18 protein-coding genes are annotated in these 17,814 nt (G+C 28.4%); 12 read left to right on the plus strand and 6 right to left on the minus strand.

The window, feature by feature from the left end; all coding sequences use genetic code 11:
- Positions 1 to 57 precede the first annotated feature (57 nt).
- From D2A34_RS09175 to D2A34_RS09215, 8 genes are all read left to right on the plus strand, one after another.
- Complete coding sequence (locus D2A34_RS09175) at positions 58 to 750, plus strand: response regulator transcription factor (protein ID WP_119366411.1); 693 nt, start codon at positions 58 to 60, stop codon at positions 748 to 750.
- Positions 743 to 2,515: an ATP-binding protein gene (locus D2A34_RS09180; protein WP_119366412.1), complete on the plus strand. Its 1,773-nt coding sequence runs from the start codon at positions 743 to 745 to the stop codon at positions 2,513 to 2,515. Before D2A34_RS09175 ends, D2A34_RS09180 begins: the two co-directional genes overlap by 8 nt.
- A 14-nt stretch (positions 2,516 to 2,529) precedes the next feature.
- Positions 2,530 to 2,925: an SHOCT domain-containing protein gene (locus tag D2A34_RS09190; RefSeq protein WP_119366413.1), complete on the plus strand. Its 396-nt coding sequence runs from the start codon at positions 2,530 to 2,532 to the stop codon at positions 2,923 to 2,925.
- A gap of 79 nt (positions 2,926 to 3,004) precedes the next feature.
- Entirely contained in the window at positions 3,005 to 4,120 is a 1,116-nt protein-coding gene (locus tag D2A34_RS09195; RefSeq protein ID WP_119366414.1) for a 4Fe-4S binding protein, read from the plus strand.
- Between the two features lie 185 nt (positions 4,121 to 4,305).
- The gene (locus tag D2A34_RS09200) at positions 4,306 to 4,962 is read left to right on the plus strand and encodes a 4Fe-4S binding protein (protein ID WP_079437837.1); all 657 of its coding nucleotides are present in this window, start codon (positions 4,306 to 4,308) and stop codon (positions 4,960 to 4,962) included.
- 379 nt (positions 4,963 to 5,341) lie between these two features.
- Positions 5,342 to 5,662 carry a rhodanese-like domain-containing protein gene (locus tag D2A34_RS09205; RefSeq protein WP_079437838.1) on the plus strand — a complete coding sequence of 107 codons (321 nt, stop codon included), beginning with the start codon at positions 5,342 to 5,344 and terminating at the stop codon, positions 5,660 to 5,662.
- A 124-nt stretch (positions 5,663 to 5,786) separates the two neighbouring features.
- Entirely contained in the window at positions 5,787 to 7,487 is a 1,701-nt protein-coding gene (locus D2A34_RS09210; protein WP_119366415.1) for an FAD-dependent oxidoreductase, read from the plus strand.
- Between the two features lie 207 nt (positions 7,488 to 7,694).
- Positions 7,695 to 8,270: a cytochrome b5 domain-containing protein gene (locus D2A34_RS09215; protein ID WP_119366416.1), complete on the plus strand. Its 576-nt coding sequence runs from the start codon at positions 7,695 to 7,697 to the stop codon at positions 8,268 to 8,270.
- A gap of 207 nt (positions 8,271 to 8,477) precedes the next feature.
- On the opposite strand, the gene D2A34_RS09220 is transcribed toward D2A34_RS09215, so the two are convergent.
- Positions 8,478 to 8,960, minus strand: a complete 483-nt coding sequence (locus D2A34_RS09220) for a DUF4883 family protein (RefSeq protein WP_119366417.1) — start codon at positions 8,958 to 8,960, stop codon at positions 8,478 to 8,480.
- A gap of 141 nt (positions 8,961 to 9,101) precedes the next feature.
- Here D2A34_RS09220 and D2A34_RS09225 point away from each other — a divergent pair, with 141 nt between their 5' ends.
- Positions 9,102 to 10,124 (plus strand): pyruvate kinase, encoded by a 1,023-nt coding sequence (locus D2A34_RS09225; protein ID WP_119366418.1) that lies wholly within the window; start codon positions 9,102 to 9,104, stop codon positions 10,122 to 10,124.
- Between the two features lie 208 nt (positions 10,125 to 10,332).
- Here D2A34_RS09225 and D2A34_RS09230 read toward each other — a convergent pair whose 3' ends face one another.
- The 3 genes from D2A34_RS09230 to D2A34_RS09240 all read right to left on the minus strand — a co-directional run bounded on the left by D2A34_RS09230 (position 10,333) and on the right by D2A34_RS09240 (position 12,404).
- Entirely contained in the window at positions 10,333 to 10,827 is a 495-nt protein-coding gene (locus D2A34_RS09230) for a hypothetical protein (protein WP_119366419.1), read from the minus strand.
- Positions 10,828 to 10,902: 75 nt separating this feature from the next.
- Positions 10,903 to 11,499, minus strand: coding sequence for a J domain-containing protein (locus D2A34_RS09235; RefSeq protein WP_119366420.1), 597 nt, complete (start codon positions 11,497 to 11,499; stop codon positions 10,903 to 10,905).
- Positions 11,499 to 12,404, minus strand: coding sequence for a DUF5685 family protein (locus D2A34_RS09240; protein ID WP_119366421.1), 906 nt, complete (start codon positions 12,402 to 12,404; stop codon positions 11,499 to 11,501). Before D2A34_RS09240 ends, D2A34_RS09235 begins: the two co-directional genes overlap by 1 nt.
- Before the next feature lie 507 nt (positions 12,405 to 12,911).
- On the opposite strand from D2A34_RS09240, the gene D2A34_RS09245 reads away from it, so the two are divergent.
- Positions 12,912 to 13,454 (plus strand): NADH peroxidase, encoded by a 543-nt coding sequence (locus D2A34_RS09245; RefSeq protein ID WP_079437846.1) that lies wholly within the window; start codon positions 12,912 to 12,914, stop codon positions 13,452 to 13,454.
- A 177-nt stretch (positions 13,455 to 13,631) separates the two neighbouring features.
- Here the strand turns inward: D2A34_RS09245 and D2A34_RS09250 are convergent, their stop codons facing one another.
- Together D2A34_RS09250 and D2A34_RS09255 are read right to left on the minus strand one after the other, a co-directional pair.
- Complete coding sequence (locus D2A34_RS09250; RefSeq protein ID WP_119366422.1) at positions 13,632 to 14,270, minus strand: macro domain-containing protein; 639 nt, start codon at positions 14,268 to 14,270, stop codon at positions 13,632 to 13,634.
- A gap of 220 nt (positions 14,271 to 14,490) precedes the next feature.
- Positions 14,491 to 15,138, minus strand: coding sequence for a hypothetical protein (locus D2A34_RS09255; protein ID WP_119366423.1), 648 nt, complete (start codon positions 15,136 to 15,138; stop codon positions 14,491 to 14,493).
- A 655-nt stretch (positions 15,139 to 15,793) separates the two neighbouring features.
- Here D2A34_RS09255 and D2A34_RS09260 point away from each other — a divergent pair.
- Together D2A34_RS09260 and D2A34_RS09265 are read left to right on the plus strand one after the other, a co-directional pair.
- The gene (locus tag D2A34_RS09260; RefSeq protein WP_079437849.1) at positions 15,794 to 16,156 is read left to right on the plus strand and encodes a sulfite exporter TauE/SafE family protein; all 363 of its coding nucleotides are present in this window, start codon (positions 15,794 to 15,796) and stop codon (positions 16,154 to 16,156) included.
- 269 nt (positions 16,157 to 16,425) lie between these two features.
- On the plus strand, positions 16,426 to 17,793 hold the full coding sequence (locus D2A34_RS09265) for an MATE family efflux transporter (RefSeq protein ID WP_079437850.1): 1,368 nt from the start codon (positions 16,426 to 16,428) through the stop codon (positions 17,791 to 17,793).
- Positions 17,794 to 17,814: the final 21 nt, after the last annotated feature.

Genomic DNA, 17,814 nt, shown 5'->3' on the forward strand with positions numbered 1-17,814 from the left:
AGTTGATGATATAATTTTGCCATAGGAACATCAAAAAAAAGATGTGAGGTGATAAAAATGAGTAAAGATATTTTGATTGCTGATGATAATATGGAAATAATTAAAATTTTAAAACCTTATATAGAAAGGGAAGGATTTAATGTGATTTTTGCACTTGACGGGGAAGAAGCATTATTAAAATTTAAACATTATAATCCTGTATTAATTTTACTTGATATCATGATGCCATTAATGGATGGAATTGAAGTCTGCAATAGAATTAGAGAAGAATCAAATACTCCAATTATAATGATAACTGCTAAAAGCGAAGATGCAGATAAGATACTAGGATTAAATTCTGGTGCTGATGATTATATTGTAAAGCCTTTTAGCCCTGGAGAAGTAGTGGCTAGAATAAGAGCAATACTACGACGCATTACTCCTATTGAAAATAATAAGCTATCGTTAATTAAATATTCATCACTTGAAATAGATATAAATAATTATGCTGTTAAATTAGAAGGAGTATATTTAAATCTTACGAAAAAAGAAATTGAAGTTTTATGGATGCTTGCAAGTTCACCTAATAATATTATTAAAAGGGATGATCTTTTAGATAATGTATGGGGAATCGATTACTTTGGAGATCCAAGAACAGTTGATACTCACATAAAGAGAATAAGAGCAAAGCTTGACATTAATGGACAGTATAATTGGGATATTAAAACTATATGGGGTATGGGGTACAAATTTGAGGTGAAAGATGTTTAAGAAAAATATTACTTTCAAACTAACACTTGGATTTTTAGTAATTGTCGTAGTTTCGACTCTTTTTATAGGTATTATAGCTTTAAATATATTTAGAAATAATATTTATGAAGTTAAAAAAAATAATATGAAAAAACATGCAATAGCAATTTCTGAAACTATTAAACCATACGTGGGGAATTCTTCAAATAATGAAGAGTTTATAAAAATGATACATTTACTAAATGATATTGATAATGCAAAGATTTGGATACTTAATACAGATAAGAGTATTATAACTGCATCGGATACTGACAATGATATTAAGTACATTAATGATTCAGAAATAACGGATTTATATAATGATATTAATAGCAAAGTATTAGATGGAGAAGAAGCGTATGATGAAGGTTATAATCCTTATTATAATGAAGAAATAATGACAATAGCAGTTCCAATAAAAGAGAGTAATACCATAATAGGAGCTGTAATTCTAAATTCATCAATAACTGATTTATCAAATTCCATGAATAAATTCTTTCTAAATTTAATTTTAGCAGTTTTAGGTGAAACAATCCTTGTAGGGGTATTAGGATATTATTTTTCTAGGAATATTTCTAGACCAATAAAGATAATTAATTCATCTGCCTTGGAATTAGCAAGGGGTCACTATGGAATAAAAACAAACATATATCAAAAGGATGAAATAGGGGAATTATCGAATTCATTTGATTTGTTGTCTTTGAAGCTTAAGTATACTATAGATGAGCTTTTTGAAGAAAAAAACAAATTAAGTAATATTATAACAAGCATGAGTGATGGAATTTTAGCTTTGGATAGAAATTCACAGATAATAAATATAAATGAAGCTGCTATAAATCTGCTTTCATATAAAATGGTAGATGAAAATGAAGTTATTAAAATATTAGCAGAATTAGATGTAATTCAAGAATTCAATTCTGCTATATTAAAAAATGAGAAAAAAGTAATAATAAAAGAGCATGAAAGTAAGGTGTTGGGATTTTCATTGTCTCCTATAAAGAGTAATTCAAATGAGATTATAGGTGGTGTCATTCTTATACAAGATATAAGTGAAAAAGAAAAACTTGAACAAATGCGTAAGGACTTCATTTCAAATGTTTCCCATGAGTTTAGGACTCCTTTAACAGTTATAAAAGGTAATTTAGAGTCTATTGCAGATGGAATGACAAAGCCAGAACATGTAGCAAATACCTGTGTTACTCTCATAAAAGAAACAAATAGACTAGAAAGAATGGTTAAAGATTTACTTAATTTAAGTAAATTGGATTCAGGCAAATTAGAAATTGATTTTAGTGAATTAGATGTTAATATGCTCATTAATGATACTATAAGAAGCCTTAGGCCATTAATAAGAAATAAGCAGATAGATTTGGAATTGTCTTTAGAGGGAAATTTACCAACATTATTAAGTGATTATGATAAATTAAAACAACTGTTAATCATATTTTTAGACAATGCAATTAAGTTTTCTGAAAATAAAGGTATTTTAAGAGTAACAACATATGCAGATAACAAAAATATTTATATAACCATAAAAGATAATGGAATTGGTATACCTAACGATGAAATTCAGTATTTAGGTGAAAAATTCTACAAGGCTGATAAAGCACGAAATGCAAATGCAGGTGGAACTGGTCTTGGTCTTTCAATAGCAAAAAGATTAGCAAAGGTTTTAAATGGAAGTGTTTCTATAGAAAGTGATTTAGGAAAAGGCACAACAATAACTATTTCATTTTCAATTATGTAGGAAGAGGTGATTTTGTGAGACATGGATATCATATGGGATATGGATTTTGGGGTTCGTATATCTTAATGCTTATTTTAATGATTTTTGCAGTCTTATTATTCATTTTATTAAGAAATAAGAAAACTGAAAATCCATTTGCAATAATATTAATTGATATTCTTAAAGAAAAATATGCTGCAGGTATAATCAATGCTGATGAGTATATTGAAAGAAAAGCTGTTATTGAAGATACAGAGGATTCGAATCCTTATACTACTATACTTTTAAAAAGATATGCACATTGTGCCATAGACACCAAGGAATTTTTAAATATTAAAAATGAAATTGAAAGTAAAGGTATTAATAACTCAACATGTGAAAAACTTGCAAAGGGAGAATTGTCTTATGATGAGTTTAAACTTAGGAAATAGAATTACTTTTTATAAAGAGAATATAAATTCATAAAAACTATTGAATGGAAACAAATAAAAAGTATTAGGGGGAAAACAAATGCCAAATAATAAAGTTTTAAAAAGTCTACGTTATATTCTACTTGCGATATTTTTGATACATAGTACTGTAGAAGCTTATCTTCACCAACTTCTGGGAGGAGGTAAGGAACCATCGATACATGCTCTGTGCCCTTATGGAGGATTAGAGTCACTTTATAGTTTGATTTTTGGAGGCACCTTTATAGAAAAGATATTTTCAGGTACAGTAGTTATTTTGATAATAACACTAATAATAGCATTAATATTTAGAAGGAGTTTTTGTGGACTTATTTGTCCATTTGGCGCTCTTCAAGAATTCTTCGGGATTATAGGAAAGAAATTATTTAGAAAAAGGTTTATTATGCCAGAAAAAGTAGATAAGCCTTTAAGGTATCTTAAATATCTTGTTCTTCTAGTTACCTTATATTTTGCATGGAATACAGCTGGGTTATGGGTAAATCCATATGATCCTTGGGCTGCATATGGACATGTATCTGCTGGAATAGAATCTTTAATTGATGAATATTTAATTGGATTGATTATATTAATTGTTATCTTAATAGGGTCTTTATTATATGATAGATTTTTTTGTAAATATCTTTGCCCTATGGGTGCTGTTTATGGAATGATTTCAAAATTAAGTCCAGCTAAAATTACAAGAAATGAAAATACTTGTGTTAATTGTGGTATATGCAATAAAAATTGCTCTGTTAATATTAAAGTTTCAGAGCAGAAAGAAGTAAAATCAGCTGAATGTATCAATTGTCAAATCTGTATACTTTCATGTCCTAAAAATAATACTTTAGAATTTAAGATTAGGAACAAAGCCATCAAACCAATATTCGTACTAATTTTTGTATTTGTATTATTCTTTGGTGGAATTGGAATCACTAAAATTATGGGAGTATATGAAATTACTCCACCGCCTATAACTTCTGGAACAAAAATAAATCCAGAAGAAATAAAAGGTTATATGACCTTAAATGAATTATCAATTGGATTAAACATGGATTTAAATGAAGTTTATAAAAAGCTTGATTTACCTATGTCTATTTCAAAAGATACTAAATTAAAAGACATTAAAAACATAATTCCAGATTTTGAAGTAGAAGGGGCTAGGGAAAAGTTAAGATAATTAAATTAAGTGATAATTCGAATAAGACATACTTTTGTTTGAGTGAAAAATGATAATACTTTAGTTGAGTGACATTGTCACAGATAAGAATAGCGATATTTATTAGAATAAAAGAGAACCAAAAAAGCGAAGGTAAAAAAATAGAAAGCGCTTATTTAATAAATAACAAATCGGGGGGATTTTATTTGGAAAAATTTTTAAAGTTATGGAAGAAGTATTCATTTACACTATTAATCGCATTTATAGTATTAGGTATGTTTGATTTGAGATTTGCAGTGGTGGCTTTAATTTGTATGATAGCACCAGTAATTGTATCTATTTATAAGGGGAGATTTTGGTGCGGAAATTTATGTCCAAGAGGAAATTTTTATGATAACGTAGTATCAAAATTTAGTAATAAGAGAAAGCCGCCTAAGTTTTTTAAATCCTATTATTTTAGAGCGGTTATTCTAACAATAATGATGACAATGTTTACCTCAGGAGTATATAAAAATTGGGGGAACCTTTATGGAATAGGAATGGTCGTTTATAGATTGATTGTAGTAACAACTATAATAGGTATAGCATTATCCCTAGTATTCAATCATAGAACTTGGTGCAGCTTTTGTCCTATGGGAACTTTAGCATCAATCACAGGAAAATTTAGAAAAAGTAAAAACGTATTGCATGTATCAGATACATGTGTATCTTGCAAAATTTGCGAAAAGAAATGTCCATTAGGGTTAGTTCCATATGATTATAAAGGTGATATATTAAGCCATCCAGATTGTATTCAATGCGGAAAGTGTGCTATAGCATGCCCTAAAAAAGCCATAGGATACAATAACATTACTATAAAATAGGAATGATTCTGTTTTAAGGTACGAAATGTTAAAATTGCATGGTCATTATGGCATTTTAAATAGTTTAATAATAAGAAGAGAGGAAACTGAGAATAATATATCCTCTTTTTTTTAATGGATTTTATTTGTGTGACTAAATCACAAATGTTTTTGAGATACTAGTATATAATAATATCAAGGAGTCACACTAGGAATAGTAAGTTAGATATATTAGATGATAAATCAAGTTATATACAAGCTTTATCTGGCAATTATCCAGTATTAGAGAAAATAGATAAAAAGAATAATATTATTAAAAGATTTAAATGAAATAATAAAAAATTAATGATATTAATGATTTAAGAAATACTAATTAAGAAAAATTTGAGGAGGAATTAAAATGTTTGGATTATTTAAGAAGGATAATGGAAGAGTAATTAATGTGAATGATATTGATGAGTTAATAGGAAAGGTTGAGTTGATTGATATCCGAGAAGATTATGAATATAAGGGTGGCAGTATAAAAAGTGCTAAAAATATACCAATGGGTAAACTTTTAAATGAGCCAGAAAAATATTTAAATAAAAGTAAAGAATACTACATAATGTGCCAATCAGGTGGCAGAAGCGCAAGAGCATGTAATACACTTACAAGTCAAGGATTTAATGTTGTCAATGTTTCAGGTGGAATGGGGTCATATGCAGGAACTAAAAGAAAATAGTTTGTTTTCTTTTGCTATAGTATATGTGTGTGACTAGATCGCATAAATTTTCTAGAGATTTATATATAATAAAGTCATGGAAGTAAATAAATGACTTTTATGATAAAATAGGAGGTTCGTGATTATGAAGAAGAAAATATTAATAGTTGGAGGAGTTGCAGGGGGAGCATCAGCTGCAGCAAGACTTAGAAGGCTTAGTGAAGAAGATGAAATAATAATGTTTGAAAGAGGGCCACATGTATCTTTTTCGAATTGTGCCCTACCATATCATTTAAGTGGGTTAATAGATGAAGCTGATAGATTGGTTTTAATGAGTCCAGAAAAATTTCTAGTTCAATATAATATTCAAGCTAGAGTAAATAATGAAGTGTTATCTATAAATAAAGAAGAAAAATATGCACTTATTAAAAATCTACTAACTGGTGAAACATATAAAGAGAACTATGATAAGTTAGTGTTATCTCCAGGAGCTAAGCCAATTGTACCTAATATTCCAGGAATAGAAGAAGTGAATGTTTTTACAATAAGAAATGTAGTTGATATAGATAAACTAAATAAATACATTAAATCAATGGATGCAAAAGACATAGTCGTTATTGGCGGTGGATATGTAGGGGTTGAAGCAGCTGAAAATTTAAGGGAAGCTGATTATAATGTGACACTTATAGAAGGAACAGATCAAATATTAAGGCCATTTGATTATGATATGGTTCAAATTCTTCATAAAGAACTTTATGATCATGGAATAGATTTAATTGTAGGAGATAAAGTTGAAAAATTTGAAAAGGATACAGTAGTTTTAGAATCAGGTAAAAAAGTTAATGCTAAAGTTGTAGTAATGGCTATTGGTGTCTCACCTGAAACTGCTTTAGCTAAAGAAGCAGCATTGGACATTGGCGAAACAGGTGCAATAAAGGTAGATCAAAATTACAGAACAAATGATGAGAATATTTATGCTGTTGGAGATGCAATAGAAGTTTATAATTCATTAACTCATTCCGTACAAAAATTATCCCTTGCAGGACCAGCTCAAAAGCAGGCAAGATCCGTTGCAGACCATATGAACGGAAAGAAGGGAATAAATAAGGGCTATATAGGATCATCGGCTATAAAAGTTTTTGATTATAATGGAGCATCGACAGGCCTAAATGAAGCGCTTATAAATGTCTTAAATATGAAAATACAATATGATGTTGTAAGGGTTATACTTACAGATAAAGTAGGAATAATGCCTAATTCATCACCAGTGCACTTAAAATTATTATTTGAAGTTCCAACAGGAAAGATTTTAGGAGCTCAAGCTATAGGTAAAGGTGATGTCACAAAGAGAATAGATGTAATTGCTACAGCTATAAAATTTGGAGGCACTTTAGAAGATTTAAAAGATTTAGAATTGTGTTATGCACCACCATTTTCTACTGCAAAAGATGTGGTTAACTATGCAGGATATGTTGGTTCTAATCTCTTAAATGGTGACTTTAAACAGGTTAATGTTGATTTAGTAAGAGGCCTTGTAGAGCATGATTCTCATATAATAGATGTAAGAGAAAGAGGCGAGTTTGCAAGCGGCCATATTAAAAATGCAGTAAATATTCCATTAAGTGAATTAAGACAAAGAATAAATGAAATACCAAAAGATAAACCAGTATATCTACATTGTAGGACAGGACAAAGAAGTTATAATGCTACTTTAGCACTTCAAAACTTAGGATTTAGTAAGGTGTATAATATCACAGGAAGCTTTTTAGCATTATCTTTTTATGAATACTTTAATGATAAAACTAAGAATAGAGAAAGTATTGTTACAGAATATAATTTTAGATAAAGTTTTGAAAGGTCTTAATAAGAAAACCACTCAAGTTGTGTTAAATTTGAGTGGTTTTTATAGATTATTCCTTAATTTCTATTTGATAATAATAGAAATTAAGAAGTAGTACAATATTTAGAAAAATTCTACATTAATAAACAAGTATCATATTATCATTATTATATTAATAAAATGTTTATAGATAAAAATAGTTTAGGGGTATTTATGTCTATTTATTTTGATTTAAAAACAATCGAAGATCTTATACGAGAAAATTATTGCAGGCAACAAAAACAATTTACTTTAGAAGAATTAGCACAATATGATGGAAGTAATGGAAAGCCAATTTATGTGGCAGTTGATGGTATAGTCTATGATTTAAGTAAAGTAGAATCATGGTCAGGAGGTAAGCATTTTGATCTTACTGCTGGGAAAGATTTAACAACCGAATTTAATTCTCATCATGGAGTTATTACAGAACTTAGCGGAATACCTAAGATTGGAATACTTACAGAAAGTAAAAATATAAATACTGCTTCTAAAGCTAGGGTAGCACTGGCAGATACATATGATTTTAGCCCTGATGATTGGATTGGATATATTACTCCATTAGTTGATGATGCATTAGAAGAAGCTAATGGTGGAGTTAGTTTAGAACATTTATTTCAGAAATATATCATGGTAGGTATACTTGTAGGGCAAGGAAGAACTTTTGATGAAGCTACTAGTGAGATATCGGATTGGGAAAAGACTGGTATATCCAAACTATTAGATAAGAGTAAGATGACCAGAGATTATTAGTAGTAAAGTGAAGATAAATATTTCTTGCATTAGTTTAACAAACCTATTATAAGGAGCAGTCTACCAATGTTCTTTATAATAGGTTTTAAATTTTTTATGGATGTTCACAAATAAAAGTACCTTTTCATATTTTTATATAATATCTAGTACTATGTTATAAGGGGCAAAAATTTTATCGATATTTTGTAAATGTTAATATTACTGGGTTTATTTAGTTAAGGGTTCGTTTGCAATATGATTGCAGAAGTCGAAAAGATTATATCTTAAAGGTAAATTCTTTATTGATACTATATCTTCTTTAAAGTTTCCATCCCATGGAGAAACAGATATGAGACAATCATCAAAAACTTTTATTAAATACTGTTTCTTATCATCAAAAATAAGTTTTATTCTGTAAGGCTCTTTTTTATCAGCAGCCTCATCAGAATAATTATCACTAGTTAAAGAAGAAATAAAATCTTCAATTATTATATTTTCATCACTAGGAACATCTATTTCCTTATATAAGTTTGTATCAAACACATAAAGGGTAAACTTTTCATTATTTAATATTTTATTTCTAATTTCATCAATATAATAATGATTGTTCGGTTTTACAGATAAACTTATGTATTTAGGATCTTGTAAGCTACAACCACTAATAGTGGAAAAAAGAAAAAGAACAATAAAAATATAATGTAATTTCTTCAAATAAAAGACCTCCTTGAAATACTTTATTCATTATTAATTTATTCTTTGTATTATATTTTAGAACATTTTGGACAATGAATAGGTGATAATTAACGTTATTTTATAATATGAATAAGAGTAATGATAAATTTGGGGGACAGTATGTATATAATAGGAACAGTAGGACCAAATGTAAAAGATAGAACTATACTAAAAGGTATAATAGATAGTGGCGTAAATGCATTAAGATTTAATTTTATACACGGAAGTGCAACAGAATTTTTAGAATTTTTTGAGATGGCGAAGGAAATAAAAGATAACATAGAAATTGTGCTGGACCTTTCAGGGAATAAAGTAAGAGTATCTAGTAAATTTCAATATATATATAAAGTTTATGATGGAGAAGAAATTTATTTTTGTGGAGAAGATAAATATGAAGAGATAAACAAAGATACTAATAAAATAAAAACAAAGATAATTCCATTAAATATAAAAAATAAAATATTAAATGAAAAGGACTATGAACAAATAGGAATAAAAGATAATACCATGATTTTTAATGTTATAGGTAAAAAAGATGGACTTATTAGGGTTGTTACAATAAGAGGGGGGATAATAAGAAAAGGGAAGGGCTGTAATATAAAAAATTTAGAAAGAAAAGCTTTCTCATTAAGTGAAAATGATAAGAATGCAATAAGATGGGGAATAAAAAATAAAGTAGATATTATATGCCAATCATTTGTTGAAAGTAAAGAAGATATAGAAGATATAAAACTATTCTTAAATAAAAATATGGAAGGTGGTATTCAACCAAAAATTTGGGCAAAGATTGAAACCTTAAATGGCGTAAATAATATAAAAACTATTTTGACTGAGGCAGATGGAATTGTAATAGGCAGAGGAGATCTTATTCCAGAAACATCAATTGAAGATACGCCAGTATATGAAGAGCAAATAATAAAAGAAGTTATTAAGGATAAGGGAAAAGATATAATCATCGGAACTCACCTTTTTAATAGTATGAAAAGCGGAAAAATGCCGGCTATTTCAGAAGTGGAAAGTATATATAATTTCATAAAGATAGGAGCTACAGGATTTCTATTAGCTGGTGAAACATCAGTAGGAAAAGCACCAGTCAAAACAGTTGAATTTTTAAATAAATTAATTACAAAATATAAGGAATGATAAAAGCTGCATATAGACAAGTTAAATATAGTTTGTCTATATGCATTAAGTCATCTGAATTATATGATTTTTGCTAAACTGACTTTAGAGTTTTCTTTCACCAAATGCAAAATATCTATATAATATTGATAAATTCACTATTATGTTTATTTTTTAGACATTACTAAAAGATGGTAACATCTTTATGCAAATTATTGCACACCTATATTTAAACATGCTTGTGAATTCTATTTAAGTAAAAACTTATTATAAGAGTTAAGGCATAATCATATATTAAAAAGCCGATTTGTCCTGCTATCCACATTAAATAGATAGGCGATTTAATATTAAAAGTATCTAAGAAATTTGAGATAACAAAATACATTAGAGAAAGTAGAATATTAAAAGAAATTAACTTTAAGAATATCTCTATAACAATGTTTCTGCGTTTTTCTATAAAGTACTTTACTATCCCATAAATACCAAAAAATAAAGTATATAAAAAAGCAATATTAACTGGAGTTAAGAAAAAGCTTAATATACTGGATGCAATATAAACCAGTATTGTTCCTTTAATTGAAGTTCTAATAATTGATATAGGAATTAAGCATGAAGCAACTGTCAAAATAGATAAAGTACTTATTGACATAATAGAAGCAGCATAAAGTATTATTAGAGTTAAAGTCACTAATATTCCACTTTCAGCAATAGATTTTGCATTCATAAAATTATTCACCTCTTTAAATAAGTACAAGTTTGTACTGTGAATTTTCATGGGAAAGCCTTAACAAACTAAAGATTAGCAACAGCCAATCAAATCTCCACCAGCACATTCGCATAAAGAATCTAAACACCAAAGATTTATACAACAGTTACACATGTCTGCATTGTTTGTGTTGGTTGTTCTATAATATGGATTAGAGTAATTGTTTCCTCTTTGCCTCAATGAGTTTAAACCTTGTCTATATTCGAAGTTATTTGGATCCATAGTTACCGCTGTATTCATATGTTCCAAAGCGGAATCAAACCATCCCTTGTTTAAAAGTACAGCGCCATATAAATAATTCCATTCTGCATTTCTATTATTATTAGAATTTAATCTGCTTTCAGCAGCTGCATAATTTCCAGATTGAATAAATCTTCTTATTTCTTGAAAATCAGAAAAGCTGCTAGAAGAATTATTATAAGAAGAATTATTGCTATAATTAGCATTTGGGTTCTTGGTTAATTTTTCATAAGCCTCATTAATTTCAATCATTTTTTCTTGAGCTAAATTTTTTAAAGGATTATCACCAAATTGATCAGGATGATATTGTTTAATTAATTTTCTATAAGCACTTTTTATCTCATCCTGACTGGCACCTGGTTTTACGCCTAATATTTCATATGGATTCATTATAAATCTCTCCTTTTAGTTTCATTAGTAGTTTCTGGATGATTAATTATATTGTTATATTTATCCATTAAGCCTAATTCTATTATGTTATATAATATATCTTCATTTCTCCTAAGTTTCAAGCGTTCTAAATTTTCTTTACAGCTATAGCCGCAATTTAAAATTGTAAATTCTATTTTTGATTTTATCAATCCTATAAATTTATCGTATATTAAGGCATCTTTATTATATAAAAAATCTATTGGATTAAACTTTCCTTTTTCCATATCAGATTTTAAATCGTCTAAAGCATCAATTAAATAAATCCATTTGCCTATAGAATACCCTAAACTATATAAAGTATTTCTTAGTTCAGGAGAATCGTTTATTAATTCAAAAGGATAGTCTCGCAAGATTATCCCGACTAAATCACTAAATGGATCACATATTTCATCAATAGAGGCAAAGGATTTTGTGCTCTCTAAGGTGGAAAGCTTATTTAGCGATTCCATAATTTTATCATTAATATTTATAACTGAAGAAGAAAATTTTCTTTTATATGTCGACAAAAGAATTGAGAAAAATTTACTCTTTATATTTTTATCATCATTAACATCATCTAAAAGCTTGTAATAAAATAAAGATATATTCATAGCGGCTGCGTAGGATAAAGCTTTATTATTTACAATTACAGCTTTTTTCTCAGTGGGATGAAGTGAACATCTATACTTCGAAACCTCTAATTCTTCAGGGATTAATGCGTCCAATAACAAGCCTAAAAAAGTCATATCATAATTTAAAGCCATCCTAGGCAAATTACCGAATTCATTTTTAATATGACAACATAAACCACAATAATAGCATTTAAATCTAGCAAAATCTTTTACTTTCATTTCTGCCTTTAAGGGAGTTACATATCCAAACAATAAAAACACTCCTTTAAAATTAAGTATAAATACATTATACAGTAAATATCAATATTCAAACAATAAAGTTTATAGATATATAATAAAACATTCAGATATTATTAACAATTTAAAGTGTTATTGTTTAATACTAGAGAAGGTATTTGTAATTATATTAAAGTACGTGTATAGTAACATCTATATAACTAGTTATATCATCTTCTGGAGGTACAAGTGAAATAATGAATTATTTAGGCTGAAATTTTTGTGGTCAGAAATGTTGCTGCATGCATTTTTACTAACGGACAATAGTATAATATTCTTGGAGTAAAAAGGATCTATAGGGATATAATAGAGTTTAATAAATATTTCGTTATAAATTTCAAATATTTATTAAAAAACTCTTTACAGCGGATAATAATTATTATATAATAACAAATGTAGCAGATAGCTAAATATTAATAAATTAACAAAAGAAAAATAAGTAAATATAATTAAAATAAATTAAAATTTTAGGAGGAATAAATTATGAAAAAATTCGTTTGTACAGTGTGTGGATATATTTATGAAGGAGAAGCAGCACCAGAAAAATGCCCAGTGTGTGGGGTAGGTTCAGACAAGTTCGTAGAACAAAGTGGAGACTTAGCTTTTGCTGATGAACATGTAATCGGAGTTGCTAAAGGTGTGGATAAAGAAATAATTGATGGATTACAAGCAAACTTTATTGGTGAATGTACAGAAGTAGGAATGTACTTAGCTATGTCAAGACAAGCTGATAGAGAAGGATATCCAGAAGTAGCAGAAGCTTATAAGAGAATAGCTTTTGAAGAAGCAGAACATGCTTCAAAATTTGCAGAATTATTAGGTGAAGTAGTAGCAGCAGATACAAAAGCTAACTTACAAGCGAGAGTTGATGCAGAGCATGGTGCATGTCAAGGTAAAAAAGATTTAGCAACACTTGCTAAAAAATTAAACTTAGATGCTATCCATGATACAGTACATGAAATGTGTAAAGATGAAGCTAGACATGGAAAAGCATTCAAAGGACTTTTAGATAGATATTTTGCATAGACTTTAATATATACTTAAAATAAATGCAGATTTAATTCTATATGGATTAATAGAAAATATTAATAGCAGGTTATTTAGTTTTGCATGAATCAAATTTAGATTTGGACAAGCAAAACTAGGATAACCTGCTATTAATTTTGATTTATAAATGATAAACAAGCATTTATGTTTGTATTTTTATAGCTTCTCTTGATATAAAGATTGATACATATCATAAGTCTTTTCATCTAAGCAGACCATTGCAATTTTATCAAAAACTTCAGGCGAATTTTCGATAAAATTTAGAATTTCATCTAAGGCTATACTACAAGCATCTTTTAGTGGGTATGAGTATGCGCCAGTACTTATTGAGGGTAAAGCAATAGTTCTAATTGGATGTTCTTTTATATAATCTTCAAATTCTTTTACTAAAAGATCTTTTTGCCTGCTTGTATTAAAACGATAAAGATTTTTATCTAAGATTTCATTACACTGCTTAGCATAGTAATTTGAATAATTTTCTGCAATTTCAAAAACTGAGCGATACGCACTTCGTAAATATTTTTCTTCTGTGCCATTATTTCTGTAAATGGGGCCAACGGTGTGTATTACCCATGATATCCCATAATCTCTCAGCCCATAGGATTTAGTTATTTTTGATTTTCCTGTTAAACATCCATTTAAATGTCTACATTCTTCAAGTAATTTATCACCACAAGCTCGATGAATTGCACCATCAACTCCGCCACCACCAAGTAAAGATGCATTTGCAGCATTTACAATCGCATCAAACTTAATCTTAGTGATATCCCCAAATAGTATTTCAAATTTAGTCAAATTAATCACCTCATATTTAGTCACACAAATTCTCTTACTTAATAGTTTACACCTAATTCTCTTAAATAAAAATAACAAAATTCCAATAAATTGTTAATAGAAGTGACATAATTCTCATATTTATTAAATAAAAAAAAGAGAAAACACTTATTATTATAAATAGAATGTCCTCCCTTTTTATTAGTATTAATTAATGACTTATATTCACGTTTATCAAATTTTAGATAGGTTGATTTTCTAAATTTTTTCTTCTATTATCTAAAGGATTTAGATTTATGTGATGCACCTTCATTGTTTCATCAGGATTCATAATTAAGTTATCTAAACGAATTCTGCCTTCAGGAGTATTAGCTACAACCATTAATTCAGAACCTTTTTTATATATAACCCAGTTATAATTATCCCTTACGACCTTATTTACATCTTCCATTGAGATTAAGGCTGTTTCTTTGTGATTTCCGAATTTATCCCTTAAGATAATTCCCATTGTTTCATGATCTATTTTTGTACAATCATTTTTAGATGTTCTATTGTATACTTCTAAATTTTCTTTTCTGTTATCTAATGTATTTCCATTTAAATGCTTTATAGGAGTTCTTGGATCAACATCTAGAATTACTGAGTGAATAGTTTTTTTAGTAGCCGTAGTCTTGCCGTTAACCTTAGTTACAGATTGAGTTTGTACTAAGTAGTTATTGAAATCTTTATGCCATTCAGCAAACCAAATTCCTTCTTGCTTTACTCTTTCGGCATCATATGTATCTATTTTACAAGTAAGTTCAGATCCATCCTTCTTTAGCACAGTAATTTCAGTTAAGTTACCTTTTGGCGTATATTTATTTTCTTGAGTTTTATAATTTGTATTTATGGTTAAGCACCTCTTTCAGTATTTTAATATTTGAATAATAAAAAATCTATAATAACTTCCATTTGAAAAAATAACATAAAATAAGTTATTTTACAAGGGATTATCTATCTTTTAGTATTGCTAATATGCGTTAAATTTAAACATTACATTATTATACCAGATTAAAAATATAAAAGATATACACATCTAAAAAAAGCGCGAAGCGCAATTAAGATCATTAAATTCTAAAAAAATATACACCTTTAAAAAAAGCGCGAAGCGCAACCAAGATCATTGAATCTAAAAAAGCATGCATCTAAAAAAAGCGCGAAGCGCAATTAAGATCATTAAATTCTAAAAAAATATACACCTTTAAAAAAAGCGCGAAGCGCAACCAAGATCATTGAATCTAAAAAAGCATGCATCTAAAAAAAGCGCGAAGCGCAACCAAGATCATTAAATAAAAACACCCAATATTAAAAACTCAATAAATTTATAAAATATTTAAACATTTAACTAATTACATACTATATTAAAATATTTTACTAATTTTATTTTTCTTAGCGTAGATATATAAAATAATGATTATAATACTAAAGAGTAATTATGAGAATTTTTAGGCTAAACTATAAAATTAAAAGTTTGATTAATTAAATAAATCAAATAGGAGGTTGTCATGACGGAGATAATGTTATTTACATTAATTGGTTTGATGGCAGGAGTATTAAGTGGAATGTTTGGAATTGGAGGTGGAATAATAATTGTTCCTGCACTTATTTATTTATGCGGTTTTGACCAGTTAAAGGCACAGGGGACTTCACTTGCAATTATGTTGCCGCCCGTTGGAATTTTAGCTTTTATCGAATATTATAGAAGAGGGCAGGTGAGTATAAAGGCAGGAATATTAATATGCATATTTTTGGTAATAGGGTCCGTATTTGGCGCTAAGATTGCAAATAGTGTTCCTATATCAGTAATAAAAAAGGGTTTTGCTATATTGATGATTGCAATTTCAATAAAAATGCTTTTATCTAAATAGAAATTCATATATTAAAACAGAACAATGGGAATTTAGAAACATAAAAGTATATTTATAAATTTTAATGTATAAAGACCATACATATAAAGGGAACTTATTCCATATTCATGTGTGGTTTTTTTGCTTTATTCAGAATTTTTATGCATTTAAAAGAGTAAGGATTCGGTTGTAATAAGTTATAAACTAAGTATTAGTGCTGGACATAAGTATTTTAACTGAGTTACAATAGAATTTGATAAAATAGCAGAATATACGAGGTACGGAAGATTATGATTATTACTAGAACTTTAAAGGATATTTCAGAAGATAAAAAATTTATACGTAAAGCTGTAGCAATTACTATACCAATAGCATTGCAGGCTCTATTAAATACAAGTTTAAATCTCGTAGATACTGTAATGATTGGGAGTTTGGGGCAGAGCTCGATTGCAGCAGTTGGACTAGCAAATAAAGTTTTCTTTGTTTTTACATTGTTGTTATTTGGTGTTGTAAGCGGTTCTTCTATTTTAACAGCTCAATACTTTGGAAAAAAGGATATTCAAAATATAAGAAGAGTATTGGGAATGTCTCTTACAATTGCTTTGCTGGGTTCAATTCTTTTTGTCATTCCAAGTTTAATGTGCCCCGAGTTAGTTATGGGGATATTTACTCCTAATGAAAATACTATAAAAATTGGTGCGGGATATCTAGCAATATCTGCAATTAGTTATCCACTAACAGCAATTACCAATGTCTACGTTGCGCTTTTAAGAGGTGTAAATCAAGTAAAGGCGCCAGTATTTATTACATTGATTTCTATTTTTATAAAAGTAATACTAAATTATACTTTAATATTTGGACATTTTGGAGCACCCGCTCTTGGGGTTCAAGGTGAGGCTATTGCAACATTGATTGCTAGAACAATTGAATGCTTGTGCATTCTGTCTATAGTATATTATGAGAAAGGACCAGCGGCAGCAAAAATTAAAGAATTAGTGTCTTTTAATAAAAACTTTGTTAATTTATATTTTAAAACTGTTTCACCTGTTATTCTAAATGAATTTATGTGGGGACTTGGAGTTACAATGTATTCGTTAGTATACGGAAGAATGGGAGATGGAGCTGTTGCGTCTATCACAATTACTCAAACCGTTGAACAAATAATCACAGTAATATTCCAAGGCATTAGTGCTGCAACTGCTGTTATATTAGGAAATGAATTAGGGGCGAATAAATTAGATGAGGCTAGGGCTCATGCAAAGTACTTCATTGTTCTTCAATTTATTTGTGCGCTAATAATGGGTGTGATATGCTTTATTATAAGGAATCCATTGATTACTCTTTTTAGTGTATCAGATGCAGTAGGAGGAGATATAAGTAAATGCTTAATTGTTTTTATAATTTACTTACCATTTAAAATTTTTAACTGGGTTAATATAGTTGGAATTCTAAGAAGCGGCGGGGATACAAAGGTAGCATTAATGTTAGATATTAGTGGTGTATGGTTAGTTGGAATTCCTTTTGCTTTTCTTGGTGGAATGGTTTTAAAATTACCTATATACTCTGTATATGCAATGGTTGCATTTGAAGAAGTATATAAATTTATTTTAGGATTTAAAAGGTATAAACAAAAGGTATGGCTTAGAAATCTAGTTTAAAATTTAGTTGGAGATATTTTT

The organism is Clostridium chromiireducens, from assembly GCF_003575225.1.
In the GTDB taxonomy this organism is placed as follows: Bacteria; Bacillota; Clostridia; order Clostridiales; family Clostridiaceae; genus Clostridium; species Clostridium chromiireducens.

Bases quoted from the DNA above. Each gene is read 5' to 3' on its own strand.
- D2A34_RS09175 (WP_119366411.1), top strand. From the start codon at position 58: ATGAGTAAAGATATTTTGATTGCTGATGATAATATGGAAATAATTAAA.
- D2A34_RS09180 (WP_119366412.1), top strand. From the start codon at position 743: ATGTTTAAGAAAAATATTACTTTCAAACTAACACTTGGATTTTTAGTA.
- D2A34_RS09195 (WP_119366414.1), top strand. From the start codon at position 3,005: ATGCCAAATAATAAAGTTTTAAAAAGTCTACGTTATATTCTACTTGCG.
- D2A34_RS09205 (WP_079437838.1), top strand. From the start codon at position 5,342: ATGTTTGGATTATTTAAGAAGGATAATGGAAGAGTAATTAATGTGAAT.
- D2A34_RS09210 (WP_119366415.1), top strand. From the start codon at position 5,787: ATGAAGAAGAAAATATTAATAGTTGGAGGAGTTGCAGGGGGAGCATCA.
- D2A34_RS09215 (WP_119366416.1), top strand. From the start codon at position 7,695: ATGTCTATTTATTTTGATTTAAAAACAATCGAAGATCTTATACGAGAA.
- D2A34_RS09225 (WP_119366418.1), top strand. From the start codon at position 9,102: ATGTATATAATAGGAACAGTAGGACCAAATGTAAAAGATAGAACTATA.
- D2A34_RS09230 (WP_119366419.1), bottom strand. From the start codon at position 10,827: ATGAATGCAAAATCTATTGCTGAAAGTGGAATATTAGTGACTTTAACT.
- D2A34_RS09235 (WP_119366420.1), bottom strand. From the start codon at position 11,499: ATGAATCCATATGAAATATTAGGCGTAAAACCAGGTGCCAGTCAGGAT.
- D2A34_RS09245 (WP_079437846.1), top strand. From the start codon at position 12,912: ATGAAAAAATTCGTTTGTACAGTGTGTGGATATATTTATGAAGGAGAA.
- D2A34_RS09260 (WP_079437849.1), top strand. From the start codon at position 15,794: ATGACGGAGATAATGTTATTTACATTAATTGGTTTGATGGCAGGAGTA.
- D2A34_RS09265 (WP_079437850.1), top strand. From the start codon at position 16,426: ATGATTATTACTAGAACTTTAAAGGATATTTCAGAAGATAAAAAATTT.